The organism is Nocardioides sp., from assembly GCF_041600255.1.
GTDB lineage: Bacteria > Actinomycetota > Actinomycetes > Propionibacteriales > Nocardioidaceae > Nocardioides.
The window spans coordinates 1-25,318 of record NZ_JBFIKK010000037.1; the positions used below are offsets into that span (position 1 = coordinate 1).

The 25,318-nt window shown below is 71.5% G+C and carries 21 protein-coding genes; 1 reads left to right on the plus strand and 20 read right to left on the minus strand.

Translation table 11 applies throughout. The annotated features are described in order from the left end of the window. Position 1: 1 nt before the first annotated feature. The 9 genes from ABZE72_RS06600 to ABZE72_RS06640 all read right to left on the minus strand — a co-directional run bounded on the left by ABZE72_RS06600 (position 2) and on the right by ABZE72_RS06640 (position 15,055). Complete coding sequence (locus ABZE72_RS06600) at positions 2-1,078, minus strand: sulfotransferase family protein (RefSeq protein ID WP_372728213.1); 1,077 nt, start codon at positions 1,076-1,078, stop codon at positions 2-4. Continuing rightward, complete coding sequence (locus ABZE72_RS06605) at positions 1,075-2,142, minus strand: hypothetical protein (RefSeq protein ID WP_372728214.1); 1,068 nt, start codon at positions 2,140-2,142, stop codon at positions 1,075-1,077. Before ABZE72_RS06605 ends, ABZE72_RS06600 begins: the two co-directional genes overlap by 4 nt. 113 nt (positions 2,143-2,255) lie before the next feature. Next, the gene (locus tag ABZE72_RS06610) at positions 2,256-5,843 is read right to left on the minus strand and encodes a CDP-glycerol glycerophosphotransferase family protein (protein WP_372728215.1); all 3,588 of its coding nucleotides are present in this window, start codon (positions 5,841-5,843) and stop codon (positions 2,256-2,258) included. Continuing rightward, positions 5,840-8,644 (minus strand): glycosyltransferase family 8 protein, encoded by a 2,805-nt coding sequence (locus ABZE72_RS06615; RefSeq protein ID WP_372728216.1) that lies wholly within the window; start codon positions 8,642-8,644, stop codon positions 5,840-5,842. The genes ABZE72_RS06610 and ABZE72_RS06615 overlap by 4 nt, the downstream gene beginning before the upstream one ends. A 76-nt stretch (positions 8,645-8,720) precedes the next feature. After that, the gene (locus tag ABZE72_RS06620; RefSeq protein ID WP_372728217.1) at positions 8,721-9,593 is read right to left on the minus strand and encodes a TylF/MycF/NovP-related O-methyltransferase; all 873 of its coding nucleotides are present in this window, start codon (positions 9,591-9,593) and stop codon (positions 8,721-8,723) included. A gap of 30 nt (positions 9,594-9,623) precedes the next feature. Next, on the minus strand, positions 9,624-12,428 hold the full coding sequence (locus tag ABZE72_RS06625) for a CDP-glycerol glycerophosphotransferase family protein (RefSeq protein ID WP_372728218.1): 2,805 nt from the start codon (positions 12,426-12,428) through the stop codon (positions 9,624-9,626). Between the two features lie 164 nt (positions 12,429-12,592). Next, positions 12,593-13,531: an ABC transporter substrate-binding protein gene (locus ABZE72_RS06630; protein WP_372728219.1), complete on the minus strand. Its 939-nt coding sequence runs from the start codon at positions 13,529-13,531 to the stop codon at positions 12,593-12,595. Positions 13,532-13,616: 85 nt separating this feature from the next. Then, complete coding sequence (locus tag ABZE72_RS06635) at positions 13,617-14,351, minus strand: ABC transporter permease (RefSeq protein ID WP_372728220.1); 735 nt, start codon at positions 14,349-14,351, stop codon at positions 13,617-13,619. Beyond that, complete coding sequence (locus ABZE72_RS06640) at positions 14,348-15,055, minus strand: ABC transporter permease (protein ID WP_372728221.1); 708 nt, start codon at positions 15,053-15,055, stop codon at positions 14,348-14,350. Before ABZE72_RS06640 ends, ABZE72_RS06635 begins: the two co-directional genes overlap by 4 nt. Positions 15,056-15,059: 4 nt before the next feature. On the opposite strand from ABZE72_RS06640, the gene ABZE72_RS06645 reads away from it, so the two are divergent. Next, positions 15,060-16,052, plus strand: coding sequence for an ABC transporter ATP-binding protein (locus ABZE72_RS06645; protein WP_372728222.1), 993 nt, complete (start codon positions 15,060-15,062; stop codon positions 16,050-16,052). 120 nt (positions 16,053-16,172) lie between these two features. Here ABZE72_RS06645 and ABZE72_RS06650 read toward each other — a convergent pair whose 3' ends face one another. From ABZE72_RS06650 to ABZE72_RS06700, 11 genes are all read right to left on the minus strand, one after another. Next, entirely contained in the window at positions 16,173-17,261 is a 1,089-nt protein-coding gene (locus tag ABZE72_RS06650; RefSeq protein ID WP_372728223.1) for a GNAT family N-acetyltransferase, read from the minus strand. Positions 17,262-17,368: 107 nt separating this feature from the next. Beyond that, positions 17,369-17,965, minus strand: a complete 597-nt coding sequence (locus ABZE72_RS06655; RefSeq protein ID WP_372728224.1) for a hypothetical protein — start codon at positions 17,963-17,965, stop codon at positions 17,369-17,371. A gap of 9 nt (positions 17,966-17,974) precedes the next feature. Continuing rightward, positions 17,975-18,499 (minus strand): DUF3180 family protein, encoded by a 525-nt coding sequence (locus ABZE72_RS06660; protein ID WP_372728225.1) that lies wholly within the window; start codon positions 18,497-18,499, stop codon positions 17,975-17,977. Beyond that, entirely contained in the window at positions 18,496-19,065 is a 570-nt protein-coding gene (gene folK, locus ABZE72_RS06665; protein ID WP_372728226.1) for a 2-amino-4-hydroxy-6-hydroxymethyldihydropteridine diphosphokinase, read from the minus strand. The genes ABZE72_RS06660 and folK overlap by 4 nt, the downstream gene beginning before the upstream one ends. Next, positions 19,062-19,445 (minus strand): dihydroneopterin aldolase, encoded by a 384-nt coding sequence (gene folB / locus ABZE72_RS06670; protein WP_372728227.1) that lies wholly within the window; start codon positions 19,443-19,445, stop codon positions 19,062-19,064. Before folB ends, folK begins: the two co-directional genes overlap by 4 nt. Next, a complete protein-coding gene (gene folP, locus ABZE72_RS06675) occupies positions 19,442-20,305 on the minus strand; it encodes a dihydropteroate synthase (RefSeq protein ID WP_372728228.1) in 864 nt (287 codons plus the stop codon). Before folP ends, folB begins: the two co-directional genes overlap by 4 nt. Next, the gene (folE, locus tag ABZE72_RS06680) at positions 20,305-20,919 is read right to left on the minus strand and encodes a GTP cyclohydrolase I FolE (protein WP_372728229.1); all 615 of its coding nucleotides are present in this window, start codon (positions 20,917-20,919) and stop codon (positions 20,305-20,307) included. The genes folP and folE overlap by 1 nt, the downstream gene beginning before the upstream one ends. Continuing rightward, a complete protein-coding gene (ftsH, locus tag ABZE72_RS06685; protein WP_372728230.1) occupies positions 20,916-22,985 on the minus strand; it encodes an ATP-dependent zinc metalloprotease FtsH in 2,070 nt (689 codons plus the stop codon). The genes folE and ftsH overlap by 4 nt, the downstream gene beginning before the upstream one ends. A 268-nt stretch (positions 22,986-23,253) precedes the next feature. Further along, positions 23,254-23,805 carry a hypoxanthine phosphoribosyltransferase gene (hpt, locus tag ABZE72_RS06690; protein ID WP_372728231.1) on the minus strand — a complete coding sequence of 184 codons (552 nt, stop codon included), beginning with the start codon at positions 23,803-23,805 and terminating at the stop codon, positions 23,254-23,256. A gap of 81 nt (positions 23,806-23,886) precedes the next feature. After that, on the minus strand, positions 23,887-24,885 hold the full coding sequence (locus tag ABZE72_RS06695; RefSeq protein ID WP_372728232.1) for a hypothetical protein: 999 nt from the start codon (positions 24,883-24,885) through the stop codon (positions 23,887-23,889). A gap of 209 nt (positions 24,886-25,094) precedes the next feature. After that, a partial coding sequence (locus tag ABZE72_RS06700; RefSeq protein ID WP_372728233.1) for a hypothetical protein occupies positions 25,095-25,318 on the minus strand: 224 nt, incomplete at its 5' end.

Consider the following 25,318-nt stretch of genomic DNA (forward strand, 5'->3'; position numbering starts at 1 on the left):
CCTAGCGCGAGGGACGGACGCGGGAGGCGAGCCGCTTCCCGACCACCGTGAGCAGGTCGCGCGCGCCCACCTCGCCGACCGGACGGTCGGCGATCGCGGCCGGAGTGCTCGCGGCCCGGGCCTCGCGCTCGGCCATCTTCTCCCGGGCGGCCTTGGCGCCGGCCCGCCGGGCGACCGCCTTGGCCTCCTCCATCGCGTCGTGGCTGATCGCGCTGGCCTCCTGGAAGATCCGGCGGTACCGCGCACCCTGGACGTCGAGCTCGGAGGAGGCGTGGGCGTCCTCACCCCGCTTGTCGGCGAGGATGTCGAGCGCGTCCCAGGTCTGCTGGGCGACGTCCTGCAGCTCGACGGGGAGCTCGAGCTCCTCCCAGGTCACCTGGTGGCGACGCAGGTCGGGGTCGATGAACTCGTCCACCGGAGTCGGCGTGCCGGCGGCGAGGTCGACGTCGTAGGTCAGGCCGAACTGCTCGCCCAACCCGATCAGGACGGGGCGCCAGTCGGTCAGCAGGTCGGTGTAGCGGACGAAGGCCCGCTGCTGGCCGCGGGTCTCCCGCTCGCTGATCACGGAGTTGTTGATCCACCGGGCCAGGTTGAAGATCTCGTAGCGACGACGCTGCTCGGCGTCGTCCTGCTTGGCGTAGTACGTCGCCCGGCTGCCCAGCACCTCGGCCGGGTGGCGCAGCATCGAGACGTAGCGGATCTCCAGGCCGGCCTCGGCCGCAGCCTCGCGCCACAGGCTCTGCCCCCACACCGAGCGGGGGTCCTTGACCACGACCTGGTCGCTCTCGCGGGCCTGCTCGGTGAGGAACTCGACGAGCCGACGACGCAGGTCCGGCGTGATCGCGGCCTGGGCGCGGTCGAAGGCGCCCGGGCGTCCGTCGAAGTCGTTGATCCCGGCGGCCTTGGTGATCTCCTTGTGGAAGGAGACGGCCCACTTGGACTCGAAGAACCCCTTGGGGTTGGAGTCGTTGGCACCGAGGTAGGGCCCGGGCACGTGCAGGCCCAGGTGGTGGAAGGTGCCGGACATGGTGCTCGTACCGCTCCGGCCGGTGCCGGTGATCAGGACGAGCACGCTCATGACGCGGCCCTCGATCCGCGGTCGGCGAGCAGCTTGCGGCGCACCCGACCGGCGAAACGACGGGCCTTGCCGACCACCCCGGCGTGGGCGGCGACCTCCTGGTGGGCGAGCTTGCGGCGCAGCTGGCGCCGGGCCTTGCGGGCGGCCTCCTCCCGGGCGCGGGCGATCGTGGGACGCACCACCATCATCGCGTCCTGGTGCACGCGCGCGTACTCCTCGCGGAGCTCCTCGAGCTTCTCGGCCGAGCCGGCGGACTCACCCTGGTGGGCCAGCTCGTTGAGGGCGTCGAACGTGCGGTCGCCCAGGACCTGCAGGTGCTGCGGCACGCCGGACTCGCCCCAACCGGGCTTCATCCGCCGCAGCCTGGGGTCGATGAAGTCGTCGACCGGGTGGCCCTCGGTCTGCTCGGGCGCCGGGTCCAGCTTCAGGCCGAGGCTGTCACGGAGCCGGACGAACTCGGTGCGCCAGTCGGCGGTCAGGTCGGGGTAGTGCACGATCGCCCGCGGCGAACCGGCGGTCAGCTTCTCGGTCATCAGCGCCACGTTGATCCAGCCCGCGACGGCCGGGATCTCCCGGGCGTTGTAGTAGCTCGTGCGGCTCGAGGAGACCTCGGAGGGGTGGCGCAGCATGATCACGAACTTCGGGTCCACCCCGAGCTTCTCGGCCGCGTCCACCCACAGGTCGCGGAACCAGACCATCCGCGGGTCCTTGATCACCATCCGCTGGTGCTGCTCGAGGCGGGGCTCGAGCCACTCGCGCAGCTCGTCACGGATCTCCGGGTCGGTGAGCACCCGCTGGAGGCGACGGAGCACCGCCGGGTTCGTGTCCAGGGTGCGCACGCCGGTGGCCCGGAGCAGCCGACGGTGGAAGTTGACCGCCCAGCGAGGCTCGAAGAAGCCCGACGGGTTGGTGGCGTTGCCCTTGATGGCCTGGGGGACCTTGTAGCCGCTGTAGTTGAGCGCTCCCGCCATCGTGCTGGTCCCACTGCGACCGGGCCCGAGCACGAAGACCAGCGATCGCTCGTCGGCGGCTGAGGTACCGGTGTCCTGCTCGGCTGGTGCCACGATCGGTCGTCCTCCGGATGGTGCTCGAGTGCTGGTCGGGTCGGGGTGCCGACCACGGGGAGGTTATCAGCCGGAACGCGGCGTTCCGGCGGCCAACCCGTGGCCGGTTTCGGTCAGGCGGACGGGTCCGGTGGCGCGTCTCCTCGCGGCACCAGCACCCGGTCGACGAAGCGTGCGCCGGCCCGACCGTCCTCGAGGTCGAGGTAGTCCTGTCGGAACGTCTCGTACGCCGCGGCGTACGTCGTCCGCACGCCGTCGAGGTCGAGGAGGTGGTCGACGACCTCGTCGGTCGTGGAGACCAGCGGCCCCGGGGCGGTGGGCTCGAAGTCGAAGAGCCAGCCACGGGTGTCCTGGTAGCGCTGCAGGTCCGGCACCTGGAAGACCATCGGCTTGCCGGTCACGCCGAAGTCGAAGCGCAGCGACGAGTAGTCGACGACGCCGGCGTCCGCGGCGAGGTACAGGTCGGAGATCTCCGGGTAGTCGGTGACGTCGATGCAGCCCTGCCGGCGGCCGGCCCGCCGAGCGGTCCGCGCGTTGAACGCGTGACCGCGGATCAGCACCACGAAGTCGTCGCCGAGCCGTTCGTGGGCGCGCTCGAAGTCGAAGAAGTCGGGCATCCGGGCGCGGTTGTCGTCAACGGCCAGGTAGTCGCGGAAGGTCGGCGCGTAGAGCACCGCGGTCTGGTGGTCGGCGATGCCCAGGTCACGTCGGGTCGCCTCGCGGATCTTCTCCGCCTCCGGCGAGTGCAGGACGTCGTTGCGGGGGTAGCCGATCTCCAGCACCTCGCCGGGGTAGGCGAAGTCGCGGACCAGCAGCGGGGTCGCGTAGCGGGCCGGCGAGACCAGGTAGTCCCACTCGCGGGCACGGGCGTCGTACGCGTCGATCCGGGCCTGGCTGAACTGGACGTTGCGCCAGTGCGGGTGGCCCATCTGCTTGAACGGGTAGCCGTGGAAGGTCTGCACCATGACCTGGCCGGGCGGCTTGCGGTGGTACTCCGGCTGGTACATGTTGTCGACGTAGTACTGCACCGAACCGAGCAGGGCGTACCACTCGCGGCTGTTCACCACGACCGGGATGCCGCCCTCGGGCACCACCACGGAGTGGTCCTGGACGGCCCAGTAGACCGGCAGGTCGGCGCCGCGGCGCTGCAGTTCGCGCTGGATCGAGAGCCCGTTGTCGGTCGCGGTCTCGCCGAAGTAGCTGCGCATCAGGATGCCGGGGGTCAGCCCGCCGGTCCCCGAGGTGAGCCGGGAGATGGTCGGCGCCTGCTCGCGGAGCCGGCGCTGCTGGTACGGCCCGCGGGCGTCCCCGATCGGGCGCCGCAGGCTGAGCCGGACGACGGTGTCGGGACCGCGGACCACCCGACCCTCGAGCCGATCGGTCAGGACCGGGACCGGGAGCGCGTTGCTGAGCTCGTGGGCCACCCGCAGGGGCAGCCACTGCGCGCCGTTCTGGGTGGTGATCTCGACCGACAGGTCGTGGTCCCCGGTCGGCAACGGCCACCGGCCGAAGCGGTGCACCTCGTGGCGCAGCTCGACGCCGACCTCGAAGCGGCCGTCCTCGATCCTGACCGGCTCGCCGGAGGTCGTGCTGCGCAGGCTCGTGGCTCGCAGCCGGATCGCCTGTGCCGGGGCTCCGAACACCCGGCCCTGGACCCAGAGGACCCCCTCGGGGTCGACTCGGGCACCGTCGGCGACTGCGCCGAGGCCCCACTCGCGGACGACCAGGTCGCCGTCGCGGTGGACGTCCAGCGCCAGCGGTCGACCGGCCGTGCCGGGCAGGTCCGAGCGCTTGGGGATCAACGCGATCGTCGTGCCGTCCGCGGCACGGCCCTCGAGGCGCCAGTCCGCGGCCACGCCGGGCTTCGGCACCGGCGCGCTCGGCAGCTCCAGACGCAGGGCGCGACGCCCGGCGGAGTTCTGGACGGCTGCCTCGGCCACGTGGTGCCCGCGACGGGCCACGACGCGCACCACGCGCCGCTCGTCGTCGGCCAGGACACAGGAGAGGGTGCGGCCCTCGAGCCGGGGCTCGCTGATCCGGACGCCGGCGTGCTCGACGCGCAGCCGGAGCACCCGGTTGACCTGCCAGTCGGTGACGACGCGGCCGCCGGCGGGCAGGGCCAGGGCAGGGACCACGCCGGCCGCACCGCTGCGCAGCATCTTGCGGATCCGGTCGGTTTGGGAGAAACCCGCCACCTCCACCCGGAGCAGGACGGTCCAGCTGGTGCCCGGGGGCGCCTCGGCGACGACTTCCTCGATCGGGATCTCGGCCGCGAAGGCGCCCGGGCCGTAGTCGGACCACTGGTCCTCCTGCGGCGGCGGGTACGACGGGGTCGGGTGGCCCTGGGCCCAGAAGACGCGTTCGGCACCGGTGCCGTCCTCGCGCAGCACGACCGCCACCCGAGGCTCGCGCTCGGCGAGGTCGACCTTGGACAGGTAGGCCCAGCCGGAGATGAGAGCGGTGGTGCGCCCGTCCTCATGCGTGACCCAGTGGAGGTTCTCGATGGAGTGGGCGAGGTTGAGCTGTTCGGGCCGGAGCAGGAAGAGCTGCTCGTCGAGGGAGGGGTCGTCGTGGAAGGGCAGCTCCACCAGCACGCCGTCGGGACGGACCGTGCAGGGCCACTGCTCCAGGTTCATGCCCTTGCGGCGGACGAACTCCTGCGCATCGGCACGCCGGTCGCGACGGGCCAGCTCCACGAGCACGCGTCGCCCGGGCAGGGTGGCCTGCCAGACCGCGTCGTCGGCTCCGTCGGTCAGCTCGCGGACGGCGGCGACCAGCTCGTTCCAGTAGTCGTCGTCGACGGTGCCGGTGCTGGTCAGGTACCAGTGGAAGTGGACGCCGAAGAGCGTGAGCAGCCAGGCGTCGTACAGCTCGTCGGAGACCTCGGCCCGCAGCACCTCGGCGCTGACCCGCCACGCGGCGATCCGGTCGCGCAGGTCCTTCACGCTCGCGGTCTGCTGCGAGATCGAGCTCTGGTCCTCGCGGGCGCGGTAGCGGTAGACCACGTCGGGCAGGACGTCGATCGCCGTCGCCCGGGCGAAGAGCTGGGTGATGATCGGCTGGTCCTCGTAGGCCACGCCCTCGCGGAACCACAGGTCCTGCTCGTCCCAGAAGTCCCGGCGGAAGAGCTTGTTCCACGTGTAGAGGTTGCGCAGCAGCGGGGTGAACTCCTCGATCCGGATGCCGGCTCGACGATCGTCGTGGACCTCCTGCACCCAGGCGGGGAACCAGGTGGAGACGTCGTTGAACCGCTCCACCGAGCCGACCGCGAGGTCGGAGCCGGTGGCCTCCAGCGAGGCGTGCAGTGCACGCAACGCGCCGGGCGGCAGCAGGTCGTCGCTGTCCACGAAGGTCAGGTAGCGGCCTCGGGCGTGCCTGACGCCGGTGTTGCGGGCGGCGCCGAGGCCGCCGTTGGGGCGGGTGACGAGTCGGACCCGGGCGTCCTGCTGGACGTAGCGCTGGGCGATCGCCCGCGAGCCGTCCGGGGAGCCGTCGTCGACGAGCAGGACCTCGATGTTCAACAGGTCCTGGCCGAGGATGCTGTCCAGGCAGTCGGCCAGGTAGGCCTCGACGTTGTAGAACGGGACGATCACGCTCACGTCCGGTCGGCGCAGCCGTCGTACGGCGCGAGTGCGAGCGGCACGCCGGGCGACGCGTCGGGCCAGGTGCGCCGCGCGGCGGGCCTGGGTGCGGGCCGTCATCGGGCGAGCCCTTCCGCCCGCTGAGCCACCTGACGCTCGTAGCGCTGCCAGTGCTCGCCCTGGGGCACCAGTTCGACGTCCCACGGCTTGCCGACCCCGGCGTAGTGGATCACCCCCGGGTCGGCGAGGTGCTCGATCAGGGGCAGTGCATTCCAGCGCGGCTCGAGCTCGACCCGGTCGGCGCCGGCGTACGCGTTCAGGATGTCCTGGTCGTTCAGGCCGTAGCGCCCGGCCATCGGCAGGAAGCGGGCCACGAACTCGTCGGCCCGCATCCGGGCCAGGTCGAGGACGAGGACCCCGGCGTTCAGGGCGGCGAAGTCGAAGGCATGACGCGCCGACATGCTGCGACGCAGCTCGGAGGCCAGCTCGGGAGCCAGCTTGTCGCCGGCCAGCCGCCAGAGAGTCGCGCCCGACTGCCGGCCCGGCCGGCCGGCCAGCGGGTGGCCGGCGAGGTCGGTGGCCGCCAGCTCGCAGACGTCACCCTCGGTGACCGTGTCGATGTCGAGGTAGGTGATCCGGTCGAGGTCGACGAGCACCTCGGGCAGCAGCAGCCGGTCCATGGTGGCGACGCTGATGTGGCCGAGCATCCGGGTGATCTCGCCGTAGTCCACGTCGTCGAAGCGCAGGAAGGTGACCGGCAGCTCCGGGAAGAGCGCCGAGAAGTTCCGCAGGTCCTCGTCGGTGAGCCCCCGGGCGGTGACCCACAGGCGCACCGGACCCGACGCGTTGCTCAGCATCGACTCCACGGTGACCGGCAGCCGGTCCAGGAAGTTCCGGTCCAGGCTCATCGCGACGTCCGTGATCCGGTCGGCGTCGACCGTGTCGTGCGGGCCGAGGCGGACAGCGCCCTCGCGCAGGCGCCTGGTCGTGGCTGCCTGGTCGAAGCCCGTCGCCTCCAGCACGACCGGCTGCTCGAAGCGAGCCCGCGCCTCGGCGACCCGGTCGGCGGTCAGGCGGCGCCACTCGGCGTAGAAGTCCGCCGGGGCGGTGCCGGCGAGGATCAACTCGTGGACCCGGGCCAGCAGCTCGCGGATGCCGTCGCGGATCGCCGCGAACTCCGGCTTCTGCGGCGTCATCTCCAGCAGGCCGTCGAAGCGGACGTCACCCAGGAACGGCGGGCGGAACTTGGCCCGCAGGCCGAGCGAGGTGGCCGGCAGGTAGGAGTGCAGCCGGCTGGTGACCACGCGGGTGTATCGGCGCTGGTAGCTCTCCAGCAGCTCGATGGCGGCGCGCGTGCCGGAGACCAGCGAGGCCTCGCGGAACTCGGCGCCGGCGTGGGTGGCCACCTCGGTGGGGGCCTTGATGGCGCGCAGCGCGGCCGGCGGCAGGTCGACGGCCCCGACCACGCCGTCGCCCTCGCGGTCCACGGTCTCGGTGGGCGGGAAGACCGCATTCACGGTGGTGGTCAGGCAGCCGGTGAAGAAGGCGTCGACGCCGGCGCTGAGCAGGAGGTCGACGGTCGTCCAGTCCCGGCAGCCGATGGGGCCGTGGGCACGCAGGTAGTCGATCGTCTCCGGCGTCAGCACGTTGACCCGGTTGATGTGGAACGAGACGAAGACCGGGTGCAGGTTCGGGTGGTAGGGCAGGCCGAAGCCGAGCCGGAACGTCGAGTGCATGTGCCACCCGAAGGCGATCATCCAGGTGTGCTCGGGCACCGGGTCGCCCGAGGAGAAGTCGCGGCTGATCGGGGTCAGGTGGACGTCGGCGCGACCACCGGGCAGGTGCAGCTCGGGCAGCACCCGCTGCTGCAGCTCGCCGAGCAGGTCGCCGAGCTCGTCGGCGCCGGTGAACGTGGTCTCCCGGAACCGCGCCAGGTTCCCCAGCATCGCGAGGGTCTGCACGTAGTCGCCGACGTTGCGCGAGGCACGGTCGAAGTCGGGCTGGTGGTAGTCCATCACCCCGAGCGAGATCTGCCCGGGCGCGGGGCCGGCCACCGCCTCGGGGTGGGTCCAGCGACGCAGGCTGCGCAGGGCCAGGGCGTCACGCTCGGAGACCTCGTCGGCGTCGCGACCCGCGGCCTCGTCGACCAGCTCGCGGGCCAGCTCCTCGTGCCCGGTGGAGAGGAAGCGGCCGGCCAGCTCGACCAGGGTGGTGACGTCGTACGCCTCGGCGGAGCCGGCCAGGGTGCGGGCGATCGCCAACGCCGCCGGCGAGCCGTCGGCCAGCGCGCAGGTCACGGCCTCGACGGGGACCAGGTCGGCCAGCGTCGCCGGCTCGACGTCGGCGAACTCGCGCCAGGCCAGGTCGTACTCGGCCATCGAGAAGAGCACCAGCCCCTGGCCCAGTTCGGTCAGCAGGGCGCCGTCGACCAGACCGGGCTCGACGCCCAGGAGGAAGGCGCGGGCCACCGGGCGCAGGCCCGAGGCGCACAGGCTGCGCACGGTCTCCGCGTGGGCCCGGCGTACGTCGACGCCCGTGGCGACCAGGTCGCCGAAGACGGCCATCGCCCGGGCCCGCTTGGCGGTGGCGGCGATCCGGGTCAGCGTGGCCGGGTCGACCTCGAAGTCCAGGTGTGACTCGGGAACCGCGTCGCGACCCAGGACCGCCTGGGTGAGCCGCCACTGCACCCGCGCGTGCCGGTTGGCCTGGCGGGAGAGCTGCGCGTCCTGCCGACCGGGATCCGATTCGGGGTCCGACTCGTGGGGCTGCTCGGCGGCCGGCTCGGTGGCGGACGTCGCGCCCCGGTCGGCCTCCTCGTCCGCCGACGCGTCGTCGCCGAGCGCGCGGCCGGCTCCGCGCACGAGGCGTCGGGCGGCCTGGGCAGCGGTGGCGGCGAGGGTCTGGTCGGGGGAGTCGGGCATGGGGCTCAATCTATCGAGGGAGGAGGGGGAGTGGTGCAGGCCGGTTGCCCACCCGGTCGACGACGGAGGCGTCGGGTCACCCGGGCAGTCGGACGACGTGCACCTTGGCGCGCATCTCGACCCGGAACTCGGGGCGGTCGGCGAAGTACTCGTCGACCGCCCGCGTGCAGCCGGACCAGGTGAAGTAGTCGTCGACGACGATCCGGCCCCCGGGGACCAGCCGGGGGGCCAGGTTGGACAGGCAGGTCATCGTCGACTCGTACCAGTCGCCGTCCACGTGGGCGAGCGCGACGGGCTCGTCGCCGGTGAGGGTGTCCTGGAACAACCCCTGGACGAGGCTGACCCGGTGGTCCTCGACGGGCACGCCGTGCCGGGCGAAGGAGCGGGTGACCTCGCCGAGCAGGTCGTCCCGGTAGCCGTAGTAGGTCTCGTCCTCGGCCAGCCCGCGGGCCTGACCGGCCGTGATCTTCTCGTACCGCTTGGCGACATCGGGGCCGTCGGCGTCGGTGGGCGGCGGGATCAGACCGAATACGTCGTAGACCTGCAGCGGACGCGACGGCGACTTGGCCAGCGCCATCGCGATCGCCGAGCCGCCCTGCGCGGTGCCGGCCTCCACCAGGATGCCCTCGCGCCCCGACACCTCGGTCTCCAGCACGCAGCTGACCAGCGACTCGAGCTGTTGGCCGGTGAGGAAGGTCAGGTGGTCCTCACGGATCGCGGTCAGCCTCTCGGAGAGCGCCTCGGGGAACTCCAGGTCGGGGAAGACGTTCAGGGTGAAGGTGCGCAACGCCTCCAGCTCGCCCTGGAACCTCTCCAGCTGGCCGGTCCGGTTCTCCAGCTTGCGCTCGACCCGGGCGAGGCGGCGGCGGGTCCGTTGCAGCCGGGTGCGGAGGTCACCGGGTCCGGACGTCGCCGTGTCGGGTCCGGTGCGTGTCTTCTCGTCGCTCACACGCCACAAGGTACCCACCGGCAGGGCCGCTCAGAGCACGGCCAGCAGCTGGTCGACCACTCGCTCGGCGGCGCGGCCGTCGTGCCAGCGGTTGTACGTCGCGTTGAACGCCGCCACCTCGTCGGCGAAGCGACTCCGCAGCCCGGCCAGGTCACGCAGTTCGCGGACCACGCCCGCGGTGTCCTCGACGAAGGGCCCGGGGGCCGACTCCTCGAAGGGGAACAGGAAGCTGCGGCTGCCGGCGTTGTACTCGGCGAGGTCGGGCACCAGGAAGACCATCGGCTTGCCGGTGATCGCGTAGTCGAAGCGCAACGAGGAGTAGTCGAGCACAGCCGCGTCCGAGGCCAGCACCAGGTCGTTGATCTCGGGGTACGCCGTGACGTCCACCAGGTGCGGGTCCTCCCCCACCGGCGCGTGGAAGCGGTGGCCGCGCAGCAGCAGGACGTGGTCGTCGCCCCATTCCCGGGCGGCCCGTGCGACGTCGAGGAAGTCGGTCATCTCGGCGCCCCGCGCCCGGACCGCCAGGTGCTCGCGCCAGGTGGGTGCGTAGAGGATCGCCTGCTGGTGCTCCTCGATCCCGAGCAGGCGCCGGGTCCGGGCGCGGCGCTGCTCCGCGCCGTCGCCGACCAGGTCGTCGTTGCGCGGGTAGCCGCGTTCGAACGCCGGGCCGGTGTAGCCGTACTGCTCGCGGTAGTGGCGGGTCATCGACGGATCCGGGGTGAGGATGGCGCTCCAGGTGTCGACCCCGCGGGCCCGGAACTGGGCGACCCGGGACGGCGTCAGCTCGAGCGCGCTCCACTGGGCGGCCCCCATCGCCTTCGAGGGGTAGCCGTGGAAGGTCTGCAGCAGGAACTGGTCCGGCCTGCGCCGGAACCAGGGCTCGACGTCGGTGTTGAGCACCAGGCAGCCGGCGCGGGCCAGGACGTCGTACCAGGCACGGCTGCGCAGCAGCACCGGCTCGGCGCCCTCGGGCACCCACTGGCCGTGGTCCGCGATCCCCCAGGTCGTCCGAAGGTCCGGTCGGCGTCGACGCAGCTCGTGGAAGATCGCCAGCGGGGAGTCCGTGGCGCTGCGACCGGCGTAGGTCTCGAGGTGGATGTGGCGCGGATCCACCGGCCGCTCGTCGAGCGTGTACGCCGCGCGGAGCCGCTCCTGGGAGCGGGGTCCGAGCTCGTCATCGGCCAGCGGGGCGCCGATCCCGAGGACGAGCCCGCCCCGCGGACCGAGGTGCAGCCGGATCCGGTGCTGCTCGCCGAGGAGGTCGAGGGGGAGCCGGTCGCGCAGTTCGTCGGCCACCGTGACGTTGCCGGACGTCGTCACCAGCCGGTGGCCACCGGAGGCCAAGGGCAGCACGCGTCCGAACCGGTCGGTCACCAGGTCGAGCTGAGCTAATCCGCCCGCGGTCCGGGGCGGAGCCGCGATTTCGACCTCCGCCGGGTCGAGGAGACGCAGTGCGTCGAGGTCGCCGCTGGCCGTGACCTCGAGGGCGCTTGCGGCGATCGCGACGTCGGTGACCCGCACGCTGCCGTCGGGGACAGTGACCGGGACGGCGGGGATCATCACCGAGCCGGTGCGGTGCAGCGCGCCCAGGGAGACGTCCACCCGCAGCGCGGTGACCGCGGCGGGCACGTCGACGCGCACGGCCACCGCGCACTGGAAGCGGCGCGCTGCCCACCGGGTGGCCTCGGCGGGCGGCAGCGGCGCGACCTCCAGGCGTGAGCCGTCCTGGTCGTGCACGGCGACGTCGGTCTCCGGCGCGAGGTCGACGTGCTCCACCGCGACGAAGAGGTCGACCTGCCACGGGTCCGCGTCGCGACGGACCCGGGCGACGTGGGCCCGCAAGGGTGTCTCGGCTCCGGTCAGCAGCCGGTCGGCAGCGACCAGCCCGACCGAACGCCACTGGACGAACACCTCACCCGACTCGACGCGGGTCGGCAGGTCGTCCCCGAGCCCGACCAGCTCCGCGACGAGGTCGACGAGGTCGACACGTCTTCCCAGTGCTGCCAGCCGCAGCAGCGAGCGGGCCGTGACGTCCAGGCCGGCGACCAGCTCCGGGCGGTCGTCGTACGCACGGGCCAGGGAGGTCAGCTCGCTCCACTGCTCGTCGGTGGCGCGCTCGACCTCGACCAGGAAGCGCGGCAGCTCCTCACCGGCCAGGTGGTGCTGCCAGCCGTCCCCCAGCGGGGTGCCGGTCAGCACCTCGGTGATCCTGCGCGTGCGGGCCGTCCAGTCGGCCAGGGCCGGCAACGGGTTGGGGGTCGCGCCGAAGGCGCGGGTGCCGTGGTCCGGCGACCAGAGGTAGGTCGGCCGGTCCAGCACGTCCACCCGCTCGACGCCGGCCAGGAACCGGGCCAGGCCCGGCGAGAGCAGCCAGTCCTGCTCGCCGTCGAGCCGGAGGCCGGCCCCCTGCCAAGCCGCACGGTCCAGCAGCACACCGCCCAGGCCGAGGCCGGCGGCCAGCTCGGGTCGGTCGGCGGGTGTCACGCCACGGCCGGGTCGGGCGTGACTGCGGCGCTGGGCCCGCTGTCGCCAGGGGTCCGGCACGCCGCGCTGCTCGATCCGGCCGGTCGCCAGCGAGGAGCCCGACACCATGCGGCTGCTCGCCAGGATGCGCAGGGCGTCATCGGGCAGCGTGTCGCAGCCCCGCAGGAAGGTGAGGTGCCGGCCGCGCCCCCAGGACACGGCGTGGTCCAGCGCCGCGCCCCACGTGGGCCGCTCCGGCAGCAGCCGGACCCGGGCGTCGTCGTACGACGCAGCGCGCTCGGCGACGGCCGCGGCTGCCTCGCCCACCGGTGCGACCAGGAGCTCGAGGTGGGCGTGCGACTGCCCCAGCACCGAGGCCACCGCAGCGTCGAGCCGCGGCAGGTCGACCTGCTCGCAGACCAGGGCGACCGTGACCAGGCCGGCCTCGGCACCGGGCGTGCCCAGCAGACGCCCGAGACGGCGCCGCGCCGCCCGACGCCAGGACTTCGGCAGCGCCCGGCCGCGCGGGGCGAGGCTCAGAGCAGGCCCTCCTCGACCAGGAAGTCGCGGGCGACGTCCTCGGGCTTCTCCCGGTCGTTGGAGACCCGGCCGTTGAGCTCGGTGAGCTTCTCGGTCGTCAGGGCAGCCATCAGGGCGTTGAGCAGGTCGGCCACGTCGGGGTGCTCGGTCAGGAAGGCCTCGCCGACGGCGGGGACGAGGTTCTGGGCGGGCTGGATCTGCTGGTCGTCCTCGAGGACGACCAGGCCCTGGGCCTCCAGCGTGCCGTCGGTGGTGCTGGTCTCGCCGAGCTGTGCCTCACCGTCGATCACGGACTGGTACGTCTGGTCGCTGGCGTAGCCGAGCGGCAGCACCTTGGTGATGTCGATGCCGTAGGCCTCGGACAGCCCGCCCTCGCAGTCGAGGCGGCCCTTGCAGTCCGGTGCGGCCGCCAGGACCATCGACATGCCCTCGAGGTCGGAGAGGGTGCTGACGTCGTTCTCCTCGGCGAACTCCTTCGTCACGAAGAAGGCGTTGGTGTCGGTGGCCTCGGAGAGCTCGAGCAGGGTGATCCCCAACTCGTCGAACAGGGGCTCGGCCTGGCTGGCGATCTCCTCGCCGTCACCGGAGGTGAAGGGCTCGGCGTCCGGTCCGTTCGCCTGGATGTTGAGGTAGTTGGCGATGCCGCCGACGTACTCGGGGACGATGTCGATCTTCCCCGGGAAGTCGGGGCCGTAGACGTCACGGCCCCCGACCAGCTTGACCGTGGGCTCGTAGCCCGCGTCGGCGAGCAGCTGCTCGTACATCGAGGCGACCAGGGTGGCCTCGGGGAAGTTCTGGCCCGAGATCGTCACCGGGCCCTGACCCTTCGCCTGGGCGTCGCCGTCGTCCGAGGACTCGAGGTCGCCACTGCACGCGGTGACGAACAGCAGGGCGCCGGCCGCGAGGGCGGCGGCGAGGGAGCGGCGTACGTTCATGGGGAGTCCTTCTGTGTCCCGCGGCTCTCGCCGCGCGTGTCCGGCCTGGCATCGACTCCGGGCGAGGTACCCGGGTCGGGCTCCATCATGTCCCTGCCGGCTCGGTGGCGCGAGCGGGCGGGGCCTCGGTGCGGGCGCGTCGGGTCGGATCGGCGAGGCGTTGGAGGGTGGCCGCGGACAGCTCGAGGAGCAGGGCGACGGCGGCGACGACCACGGCGCCGGCGATCCCCTTGGCGTAGTTGGAGCGGTAGAACCCGTCCGTGATCACCCGGCCCAGGCCCGGCCCGGCCACCAGGGCGGCGATGGTCGCGGTCGCCCAGACCTGCACCAAGGCGAGGCGTACGCCGGAGAGGACCAGGGGCAGGGCGATCGGCAGCTCGACCCGGGCGAACTGCTGACGGCCGGTCATCCCCATCCCTTCGGCCGCCTGCTTGACGTCGTCGGGGACCTCGGTGATCGCCACGTAGGCGTTGGTGATGATCGGCGGCAGCGCGAAGAGGGTCAGCGCGATCAGGGTCGCGATCCCGGCGCGCCCGTAGGGGCCGAAGGTGCTGACGCCGGGGAAGTCGGCGGTCACCAGCAGCGCCAGCAGCGCGAAGGTCGGCACCGCACGGCCGACGTTCGAGATGTTGATGGCCAGGAAGCCACCGCGGCCCAGGTGGCCGAGCCACAGCGCGATCGGCAGCCCCACCAGGACCGCGAGGCCCAGGGCGGTGAAGGTCAGCAGGAGCTGCTCGACGAGCAGCTGGAGCATCCCGCCCTGTCCGGTCCAGTGCGCCGGGTCGGTCAGGTACTCCCAGGTGTCGCCGAAGACGGTCATCGGGCCGCCCCTCGGGTCCACGGCGTCAGCAGCCGTTGGGTCAGCACCAGCAGCGCATCGAGCAGGACCGCGAGCACCACGCACAGCACGGCCGCGGTGAACAGCTCGGCCCGGAAGTTGGTCTGCACGCCGTCGGCGATCAGGTTGCCCAGGCCGCCGTACGCGACCAGGGCGCCGACGGTGGTCAGCGCGACCGTCGAGACGGTGGCGACCCGCAGTCCGGCCATGATCACCGGCAGGGCCAGCGGCAGCTCGACGGTGAAGAGCAGCCGGCTCGCGCCGTACCCCATGCCGCGGGCGGCCTCACGGACGTCGTCGGGGACGGCGCGCAGGCCCTCGAGCATGCTGCGGACCAGGATCGTCAGGGCGTACAGCGCCAACCCGACCACGACGGTGGTCGCGGAGATGCCGGTGAACGGCACCAGCAGGGGGAAGAGCGCCAGCGAGGGGATCGTGTAGAGCGCGGTGCTGACGCCGAGGATGCTGGACTCCAGGCGTGGGACCCGGCGGGCCAGGAGCGCCAGCGGGAAGGCGATCACGACACTGAGCAGTACCGCGACGACCGTGATCCCCAGGTGCTGGGCGGTGGCGTCGACGATCTCGGACTGACGGTCCTGGAGGTATTGCAGGCAGACCCATTCGTTGGTCGTCCGCGTGTAGCAACTCGGCTCCGCAGCGGTCGCCACCGGCGCGAGTAGGGTCACGCGCATGGACGTTACCGGCTCCGGTCCCGCCGAGCCCATGATCCGGCTCCGCGGCGTGGGGAAGACCTTCGCGAACGGCACCCACGCGGTGCGGGACCTGGACCTCGACGTGGGCCGTGGCGAGCTGGTCTGCCTGGTCGGGCCGTCGGGGTGCGGCAAGTCGACGACGCTGAAGATGATCAACCGACTGATCGAGCCGACCACAGGCACGATCGAGATCGACGGGCGCGACGTGACCGGCGAGGACGCCGTCGCGCTACGCCGTGGGATCGGGTACGTGATCCAGCAGGTCGGGCTCTTCCCGCACCAGCGGATCGAGGCCAACGTGATGACCGTGCCGTTGCTGTACGGCGAGTCCAGGTCGGTGGCCCGCCGACGGGCGCACGAGCTGATGGAGATGGTCGGGCTGGACCCGGCGACGTACGCCGACCGGTTCCCGCACCAGCTCTCCGGGGGGCAGCGTCAGCGGGTCGGGGTGGCGCGGGCGCTGGCGGCCGATCCACCGGTGCTGCTGATGGACGAGCCGTTCGGCGCGGTCGACCCGATCGTGCGGGTGCGGTTGCAGGACGAGTTCCTGCGGCTGCAGAGCGAGCTGGGCAAGACGGTGGTGCTGGTGACCCACGACATCGACGAGGCGGTGCGGATGGGCGACCGGGTGGCCGTCTTCGCCGAGGGCGGGCGGCTGGCGCAGTACGACACCCCGGTGGCGCTGCTGGGGCGCCCGGCGGACGACTTCGTGGCCGACTTCGTGGGCTCGACCGCGGGGCTGCGGCGGCTGACCGTGACCCCGATCGACGAGGCGCACCTCGAGCCGCTGGACGGGGTGAGCACCGGGGACCTGGGCTCGACGATCGACGTCGACTCGACCCTGGAGGAGGCACTCGCCGTGCTGCTGCGCGACGACAAGCCGATGATCGGCGTGCGGCGCGGGGTGGTGTTCGTGGGGGTGCTGACGCCGAACGGGATTCACCGGGCGTTGCGGGCGTCGCTGAGGTGATGGTTCATCACGGTATGCAGCCGAAGCCGCGCTTCCCATGGCGTGCAGAGCAGGGGAAGTGCAGGTTCGGCTGCATCCCATGGTGAACCCGCACCTTCAGCAGCCCACCCGAGCCGCCGATCAGTCAGCGACCGGCACGTCACGGTGCCAGGACTCGGTCACGTACTTCGTCACCCAGCCCATCGAGGTGTAGAGGCCTGCCGCCCCGGTCGGTGAATCCGCGTCGACCTCCAGGCCGACACGGTCCCGCTCCCGAGCAGCCGCGTCCGCGATGATCGTCCGCAACAGCCCCTTCGCCACCCCTCGACCGCGCGCGGCCTCGAGCACACCGAGGTAGGAGACGTACGAGCCGTCCGGACCGTTCGCCCCCTCCGACACCGTCCCGACCAGGGCGCCGACCGCCTGGGGGGTCCCGGAGTCGGTCAGCTCGGCCAGCCACCAATGGTCCCAGCGGTGGCCCGGGTCCTCCCGCAGCCGGTGCAGGAACTCCTCGAAGGTCTCCTCGCTGGAGTTGAAGTGGTCCACGAACGCGCCCTCGAGCACGTCGTGCACGCCGCGCAGGTCGTCCTCGTCGGGCATCCCGCTCCCGGCGCGACGTACCCGTCGGAACACGACCCCCTCCAGCTCCCAGGCCGCCGGGTCGCCGTCGATCAGGCCGGCCTCCTCCGGGGTCACCGGGCGCGTCATCTGCCACCAGGTGCGGACCCGCTCGAAGCCGTTGGCCATCAGCCAGTTGTGCTGGCGATCGTCGTCCTGGAAGGCGCCGGTGTCGATCTGCTGGACCTCGAGGCCACGCGCGGCACCGACCGTCTTGGCCTGCCCCACGGCCCACTCGAAGAGCACGTCGGAGCAACGCTTGGCGATCTTGTCGGGGAGCTCGCGCTCGACGATGTGCGAGTAGAGCATCCGCCCTGGAGCGCGGTCGTGCACACTCCCCCAGGCCCGGATCTCGCCGCCGGGATCCCGTACGACGATGTTCTCGCGCATCCGCAGACCGTGCTCGGACACCTCCACGAGCACGTCGTCCACCCCCGAGGCGGCCCACCCACGGCCGTGCCGCTCGTGAGCCCGCAACAGGTGGGTCAGCCGGGCCACGTCGAAGCGGTCGGACGGATCGACCAGGCCGACCTCCCAGCCGTTCGGCAGGGTGTCGTCGTCACCGAGAAGCTCGGTGGGGTCACTCTCGAACCTGGATTCCTCGGGGATCACGATCATCGATTCTGCCGTACGCCGCGCATCCGCGCTGCCCGGGGCGGGAGGGACCCGATGCGACGACCGTCGATCGGGGACGGGTCCAGCCGTGGACCGGGAAGCGCTCAGGCGTGACGACGAGCCGGGGAGGCCTGCCAGATCATCAGCTCGGCGCGAAGCACGTCGAGCTCCTGCTCGAGCTCGGCGACCCGGACGATGGCCTCCGCGGCCCGCTCCTCGGCCGCGTCCAGACTGGCGGTCAGCGAACGGCCCTCCTGCTCGGCCTGCTCGGCGCGCCGCGCCTCGGCACCCATCTTGCGGGTGGCGTCGGCGGCACGCTGGTGCGCCACCTCCAGAGCGACCTCCAGGTCACCGATCGTCGACTCGTGGGAGGCGATCCGGGCCGACATGTCGGCCACGAACGCCGCGTTCTCGGCCGCCCGCTCGGCCGCCAGGTCCCGGTAGGCCTGCGCCTGCTCGGCGCGGTCGCGGGCCGCCTCGACCCGGGTGAGGGCGAGCTCGGCGTGGGTGATCCGGGTGGCGGCCGCACCGAAGAGCACGCTGAGGCCGGCCGCGAGCGTGACCAGGAGCCACGAGCCGCTGAGCACGGCGCCGATCACGACGAGGGCCGAGACGACGATGAGGGTGGCGGCCACGGTGAGCCGCGTGCTGCGCTGCCGACGACGGGCCTTGGGGGCCCGGATGACGCTTGGGGAAGACATGCCCTCAGGTTAGGACGGCTCGGAGTCCGAATGGACGCGACACGCGCGCTCCAACAGCAACGCCGTGACGACGACCGAGATCCCCGCCACACCGGCGACACCGGCGCGCAGGACGTACCCCGAGGCGTTCTCCGCCGCGACCCCCAACCAACTGACGGCGTACCCGACGTAGCCGCCGGCGGCGAGGGCGCCGACCAGGGCGGCGGCGCGCGCCAGGACGAGACGGTTGACCGCGTGGTGGGCCGGGAGCCGCTCCCGTCGCACGTGCAGGACCCGGTGGGTCGTCCTCGCCGCCCAGCCGAGCAGGGCTGCGATCAGGAACAGCGCCAGCGCATGCGTCCAGGTGACGAACGGCGCCCGATCCATCACCCGATCGGAGAGCGGGTGGAGCAGCCAGCCGCCGACCAGGCCGACGACGGCCCACAGCGTGATGGCGCCCGGCGTGGTCGGCCGGAGCCGACGGTCGTGCTCACGCGGTCCACCCGAGGCGGGCTCGTTGCCCGACGATCCGTTGCCCGTCGGGGCGTCCCTCACTGGATTTCGAGGCTCAGGTCGTCGCGGCGCGTGACGCCGCTCCGGTCGGTCTTCTCGAGCAGGTCGGCGATCAACCCGTTGCCGGGCAGGGAAGCATCGGGCTCCAGGTCGAACCACGGCTGCAGGACGAAGGCACGCTCCTGGGCCCGCGGGTGGGGCAGACGCAGCGAGTCGTCGTTGGCGCGACGGTCGCCCACCACGATCAGGTCGACGTCCAAGGTGCGCGGGGCGTTGGGTTCGCCGTCACGCTCGCGACCGAACGCGTCCTCGATCGCCAGCGCACGATCCATCAGCCGGCTCGCCGCCAGCGTGGTGTCGATCAGCACGACGGCGTTCAGGTAGCTCTTGGCGCCGGCCGGCGAGTCCACCGGCTCGGTCTCGTAGACCGGGGAGACGCCGGTGACCCAGACGTCCGGGGTGTCCGCGAGCGCATTGATCGCGCCCTGCAGGCTCGCCATCCGCTCGCCGAGGTTCGACCCCAGGGACAGGACCGCCCGACGGATCGGGCGCATCTCGCCGGTCAAGGTGTCGGCGTCGATGATGTTGGGGTTGGGGGTCTCAGTCACGGTCGGCCCTCACGTCTCCGGGTGATCGTCAGTGCGACGTCGGCGAACGTCGCGTCAATGGGTGCATCCGGCTTGTGAACGGTCACCCGGGCCCAGTCAACACGATCGTCCAAGAGACAGACGTCCGCGATGCGTTGGGCCAGGGTTTCGATCAGGTCCACCGGATCTGTCTCCACGGCAGCTTGCACCGAAGCCACGAGACTTCCGTAGTCGACCGTGTCGCGCAAGTCGTCCGAGGCCGCTGCCGCCCTCGTGTCGAGGCCCAACGCGAGATCAATCACAAACTGCTGGCCCTCGCGGCGCTCGAAGTCGAACACCCCGTGATGGCCGAAGCACTCGATCCCGTGGATGGCGAGCTCGTCACCGTGCGTGCCGCTCATGCTTCCTCCTCCAGGCGGCGCACCACCCGCAGCGCGTCGTGCGCCGCTCGTACGTCGTGCACCCGGATCCCCCACACACCGCACCGGGCGAGGTGGGCGGTGAGGGCGGTGTTGGCGTGCTCCCGCTCCTCCACGCCCCGGGGAACGCCGTCGGTGTCGGCCAGCAGGGCACCCAGGAAGGACTTGCGACTCGCGCCCACGAGCAGCCGGTGCCCGAGCGCCGCGAGATCGGCGAGCCCGGCCAGGAGCTGCCAGTTGTGCTCCGCCTCCTTGGCGAAACCGAGCCCGGGGTCGAGGACGATCCGTTCCGGGGCGATCCCGGCGCTCGTGGCCGCCCGCAGGCGCTCACCGAGCTCTCGGCACACGGCCCCGACCACGCCACCCGGCCCGTCGTACACGGCGAAGTCGCGCATGTGCTCGCTGTGGGCGCGCCAGTGCATCGCGACGTACGTCGCACCGGCATCAGCGACGACGCGCAGGATGTCGGGGTCGGCCAGGCCACCGGAGACGTCGTTGACGACCACGGCACCGGCCTCGAGCGCTGCCGAGGCGACCTCGGCACGCATGGTGTCGACCGAGACCACGGCGCCGTTCTCGGCCAGGGCACCGATCACCGGGACCACCCGGGCCAGCTCCTCGGCCAACAGCGGCCGAGTGGCGCCGGGGCGGGTGGACTCGCCCCCGATGTCGAGGATGTCCGCACCGTCGGCCAGCAGGCGCAGTCCGTGCGCCACCGCGGCGTCCGGCTCCACCCAGCGGCCTCCGTCAGAGAAGGAGTCGGGGGTGACGTTCACGACGCCCATCACGCGCGGGCGCCCCAGCGGCGCGGACAGGTCCACCGTGGACGTCGGGCTGACCATCACCGGCGACTGTTGATCAGCGCCATCGCCTCGGAGCGCGTGGCGGCGTTGTGCATGATGCCGCGCACCGCCGAGGTGATCGTGCGGGCGCCGGCCTTGCGGACCCCCCGCATGGTCATGCACAGGTGCTCGGCCTCGATCACGACGATGACCCCGCGCGCCTCGAGGATCTCCATCAACGCGTCCGCGACCTGGGTGGTGAGACGTTCCTGGACCTGGGGGCGCTTGGCGTAGACGTCGACCAGCCGGGCCAGCTTGCTCAGTCCGGTGATCTTGCCGGTCTCGGCCGGGATGTAGCCAACGTGGGCCACGCCGGTGAACGGGACCAGGTGGTGCTCGCACATCGACCACAGCTCGATGTCGCGCACCAGGACCATCTCGTCGTGACCCAGGTCGAACGTCGTGGTGAGCACGTCCTCCGGTGCCTGGCGCAGCCCGGCGGTCAGTTCGGCGTAGGCCCGCGCCACCCGCGCGGGGGTGTCGCGCAGGCCCTCACGCTCCGGGTCCTCGCCGATCGCGGCCAGGAGCTCACGTACGGCGGCCTCGGCGCGTGCGTGGTCGAACTCCGGGACCTCGTCGGGTTGCTGGGGAAGGAGCGAGATCGGGTCGGTCATCGATTCCCTGAGTCCGGCGGCGAGGGCGGGGTGGAGCCGACGCCGGGGTCGCCGTGCACGTCGCCACCGGAGCCGGGGGGAGTGATGATCACGGCGCCCTCCTGCTCGGCGGCCGCAGCAGCGGCACCGTTGGCCGCGACCCGGTCACGGATCTCCTGGGGGATCTCGATCGGCGGGATCGCGGACGGGTTGCGCTCCGGGGAGCCGGTCCACGCCGGGCGGGCCGAACGGCGCCGCAACGGCTCGAAGATCTCCGCGACCTCGGCCTTGTCCAGCGTCTCCTTGTCGAGCAGCGCGAGCACCAGGGCGTCGAGGACGTCGCGGTTCTCCTCCAGGATGTCGAAGGCCTCCTGGTGCGCAGCCGCCAGGAACTTCTTCGTCTCGTCGTCGATGATCGCGGCGACGTCCTCGGAGTAGTTGCGCTGGTGTCCCATGTCACGACCCAGGAACGGCTCGCCCTGGGTCTCACCGAGTTTGATGGCGCCCAGACGCTCGGTCATGCCGTACTGGGTGACCATCGCGCGAGCCAGGCTGGTCGCCTTCTCGATGTCGTTGCCGGCGCCGGTGGTGGGGTCGTGGAAGACCATCTCCTCCGCCGCCCGACCACCGAGCATGTAGGCCAGCTTGTCCAGCATCTCGGAGCGGGTCTGGGAGTACTTGTCCTCGTCCGGCAGGACCATCGTGTACCCGAGCGCCCGACCACGCGGAAGGATCGTGATCTTGTGCACCGGGTCGGTGCCCGGGAGCGCCGCGGCGACCAGAGCGTGCCCGCCCTCGTGGTACGCCGTGATCAGCTTCTCCTTCTCGCTCATCAGGCGCGAGCTGCGCTGCGGGCCCGCGATGACGCGGTCGATCGCCTCGTCGAGGGACTCGTTGGTGATCAGCTTCTCGTTGTTGCGCGCGGTCAGCAGGGCCGCTTCGTTGAGCACGTTGGCGAGGTCGGCGCCGGTGAAGCCGGGGGTACGCCGGGCGTACGACATCAGCTCGATGTCCGGGGCCATCGGCTTGCCCCGCGAGTGGACCTCGAGGATCTTGGCGCGGCCGGCCAGGTCGGGGGCGTCGACACCGATCTGACGGTCGAACCGGCCCGGGCGGAGCAGCGCCGGGTCGAGTACGTCGGGGCGGTTGGTCGCCGCGATCAGGATGACCCCGCCGCGTACGTCGAAGCCGTCCATCTCGACCAGCAGCTGGTTGAGGGTCTGCTCGCGCTCGTCGTGCCCGCCGCCCATGCCGGCGCCGCGGTGACGACCGACGGCGTCGATCTCGTCGATGAAGACGATCGCGGGGGCGTTCTCCTTGGCCTGCTCGAACAGGTCGCGCACCCGGGAGGCGCCGACACCGACGAACATCTCGACGAAGTCGGAGCCGGAGATGGAGTAGAAGGGGACGCCTGCCTCGCCGGCCACGGCGCGCGCGAGCAGGGTCTTGCCGGTGCCCGGAGGCCCATAGAGCAGGACGCCCTTGGGGATCTTGGCGCCGACGGCCTGGAACTTCGCGGGCTCCTGGAGGAACTCCTTGATCTCACCGAGCTCCTCGATGGCCTCGTTGCAGCCGGCCACGTCGGCGAACGTGCTCTTCGGCATGTCCTTGGAGATCAGCTTGGCCTTCGACTTGCCGAACTGCATCACGCCGCGGCCACCGCCGCCCTGCACCTGGTTCATCAAAAAGAGAAAGACCAGGATGATCAGGGCGAAGGGCAGGACCGCACCCAGGATCGTGCCGAGCAGGCTCGGCGGGGGGTTCTCGGAGTTCGACTTGCGGATCTTGCCTTCGCGGATCTGCTCGTCGACCCGCTCCAGGATGCCGATCTGCTGGCCGTCGACCCAGTGCGTGGTGATCTTGTTGCCGCCGGTGCGCTCGACGCTGTCGTCGAGGGTGGCCTTGATCTGCTGGTCGCCGTCGATGAAGGTGATGTCCTTGACCTCACCCCGCGCGATGTAGCTGTTGAGCTCCGAGGTCTCGACCTCGTCGTACGCGCCGTTGGGGGCGAGGTACTGCAGAGCCAGCAGCACGCCGACCACGGCGACGACGATCCAGACCCACGGACCCTTGAATATGCGCTTCACAGGCTTCTCTCGACACGTCGGTGCCGTGCGTCAGGCGACAGCCCGACGCACGCTCATCTGAACTGCCGACGTTACACGGCGAGCGCAACGCGCTGACGGGCAGTTCGACCGCTCAGCCTGCCGGGGCGGGTGTCGAGGTGGGTGTCGGGGTGGGTGTCGGGATCCCCGGATATCCGGGGAAGTTGGCGCTTCCATGGCATTGCAATGGCCTGGAAGCGCAGGAATCCCCGGATATCCGGGGATCCCGACGGTCTGCTGGAAGCAGGGGTCAGGAATAGACGTGCGGGGCGAGCGTCCCGATGTCGCGCAGGTTGCGGTACTTCTCGCGGTAGTCAAGGCCGTACCCGACCACGAACTCGTTCGGGATGTCCCAGCCGACGTACTTCACGTCGACGGGCATCGTCAGGGCCTCGGGCTTGCGCAGCAGGGTGCAGATCTCGACGCTGGCCGGATCGCGGGACGAGAGGTTCGACGTCAGCCAGGACAGGGTGAGCCCGGTGTCGATGATCTCGTCGACGATCACCACGTGGCGCCCCGAGATGTCGGTGTCGAGGTCCTTGAGGATCCGCACGACGCCACTGGACTTCGTCCCCGAGCCGTACGACGAGACGGCCATCCAGTCCATCTCGACGTGCCGGCCGAAGCTGCGGGCCAGGTCGGCCATCACCATCACGGCACCACGGAGAATCCCCACGATGAGCAGGTCCTGGCCCTCGTAGTCGGCCTCGATCTCCCGAGCCAGCTCACCCAGCCGGTCCTGGATCTGCTTCTCGGTGAACAGGACGTTGAGGAGATCGTTCTCGACGTGCGACGCATCCATGGGGCGAAGCCTAGGCGCAGACTCCGAGACGCACCGGAGGCGCCCCTCCTGGCGAGGAGCGCCTCCCGGGCGAGCGCCGGATCAGAGCCAGGCGTTGGGGCGGTGGTTCGGCGCCACCGAGCGGGACCGCTTCCGCGGCGCCAGGACGGTGAGCTCCATCGAGTCGCGGGACTTCTCGGCCTCGTCGGAACCCGAGTACGAGACGTGCAGCGTGTACGTCTCCGAGCGCGACCACGTCTTCTTCTTCGTGCAGGAGCGCTTGCCGCGCTTCTTCTCGCACACCTTCTTCGTGCTCGCCGTCGAGCCGGCCAGCTCGGGCAGGGCGATGGTGGTCGCGGAGACACCCAGCTGCCGCTTCACCGGGGACAGGTCCTGGACCAACCGGCCGACCTTCTTCGACCGCTTGCCCTTCTTCACCTCGAACTCGACGGCCTGGTCGTTCCTGCCCTGCGTCACGGTGAAGACGACCTTGCCGGCCACCCGCTTGATGCCGGGCTCACCGGCCACGACGGTGACCGGTAGGACGGCCTTGGCGCCGGCCGGGATCTCCGAGGTGGGGTTCTTGGTCCGCTTGCCCCGCTTGACCAGGTGGACTGCACCGTCGGTGGTCGAGTCCACCTTGTCGACCAGCTTCATCCGGACGTCGTTGAGGTCGAGGAACGCGTAGTCGCCGCGCGCCACGAAGGTCTTGGGGTGGGTGTAGGGCCGGAACTGGGTCTCGGCGTCGGGGAGGCTCGAGAAGCTGACGACGAACTCGTTGCCCAGCGACGGGTCGAAGCGCAGCTCGATGTTGTAGAAACCGTGGTCGGCCGGCTCGTCGTCGCCGTACACGCTCGCGTAGGTCAACTGTGAGGCCACGGGCGTCTCGGTCTCGCCCACCCGGAAGACCTCGACGTTCACGTTGTCCTGCGGCTGCCCGAGCTGGTTGAGCACGAAGCCGGAGACGTACGCGGTGCGCTGGCCCCGGTCCGCCACCGCGGTCGGAGGGTCGGTCGCCTGGTTCGCCGCCTGGGACGGCAGCACGGGTGCCAGGGACAGCAGGCCGATGGTCACGGCACCCATGAAGGTCTTCCTGATCACGATGGCTCTTCTTCCGGCAAGGGGGACAGGGACTGGACTAGACCCTAGGGAGGACCGCTCCCGAACCCTGGGGTTTCGCCGGCACCGCGACCGACCGGGGAGCGAGTCCCCCCAGAAGGGTCATGCCCGGTGTGATCGATCACCCCCCACGGCGGAGAAATACAGGAGGCGCCCCTCCGACGAGGGGCGCCTCCGTGGTGCGACTGGGGTCAGAACCAGGCGTTCGGGCGGTGCGGCACGACCGTCCGGCCCTTCTTCTTGGGCGCCAGCACCTTGAGGGCGACGCTCGTGGTCGAGCCCCTCGCCTCGTCGGAGCCGGGGTAGCTCACGTGCAGGGTGTAACTCTCCGATGCCGTGAAGCGCTCTTCGTCGCGGCAGACCTTCTTCTTCTTCCCCTTCACCGTCTTGGTCTCGCAGACCTCGACGGTGTACG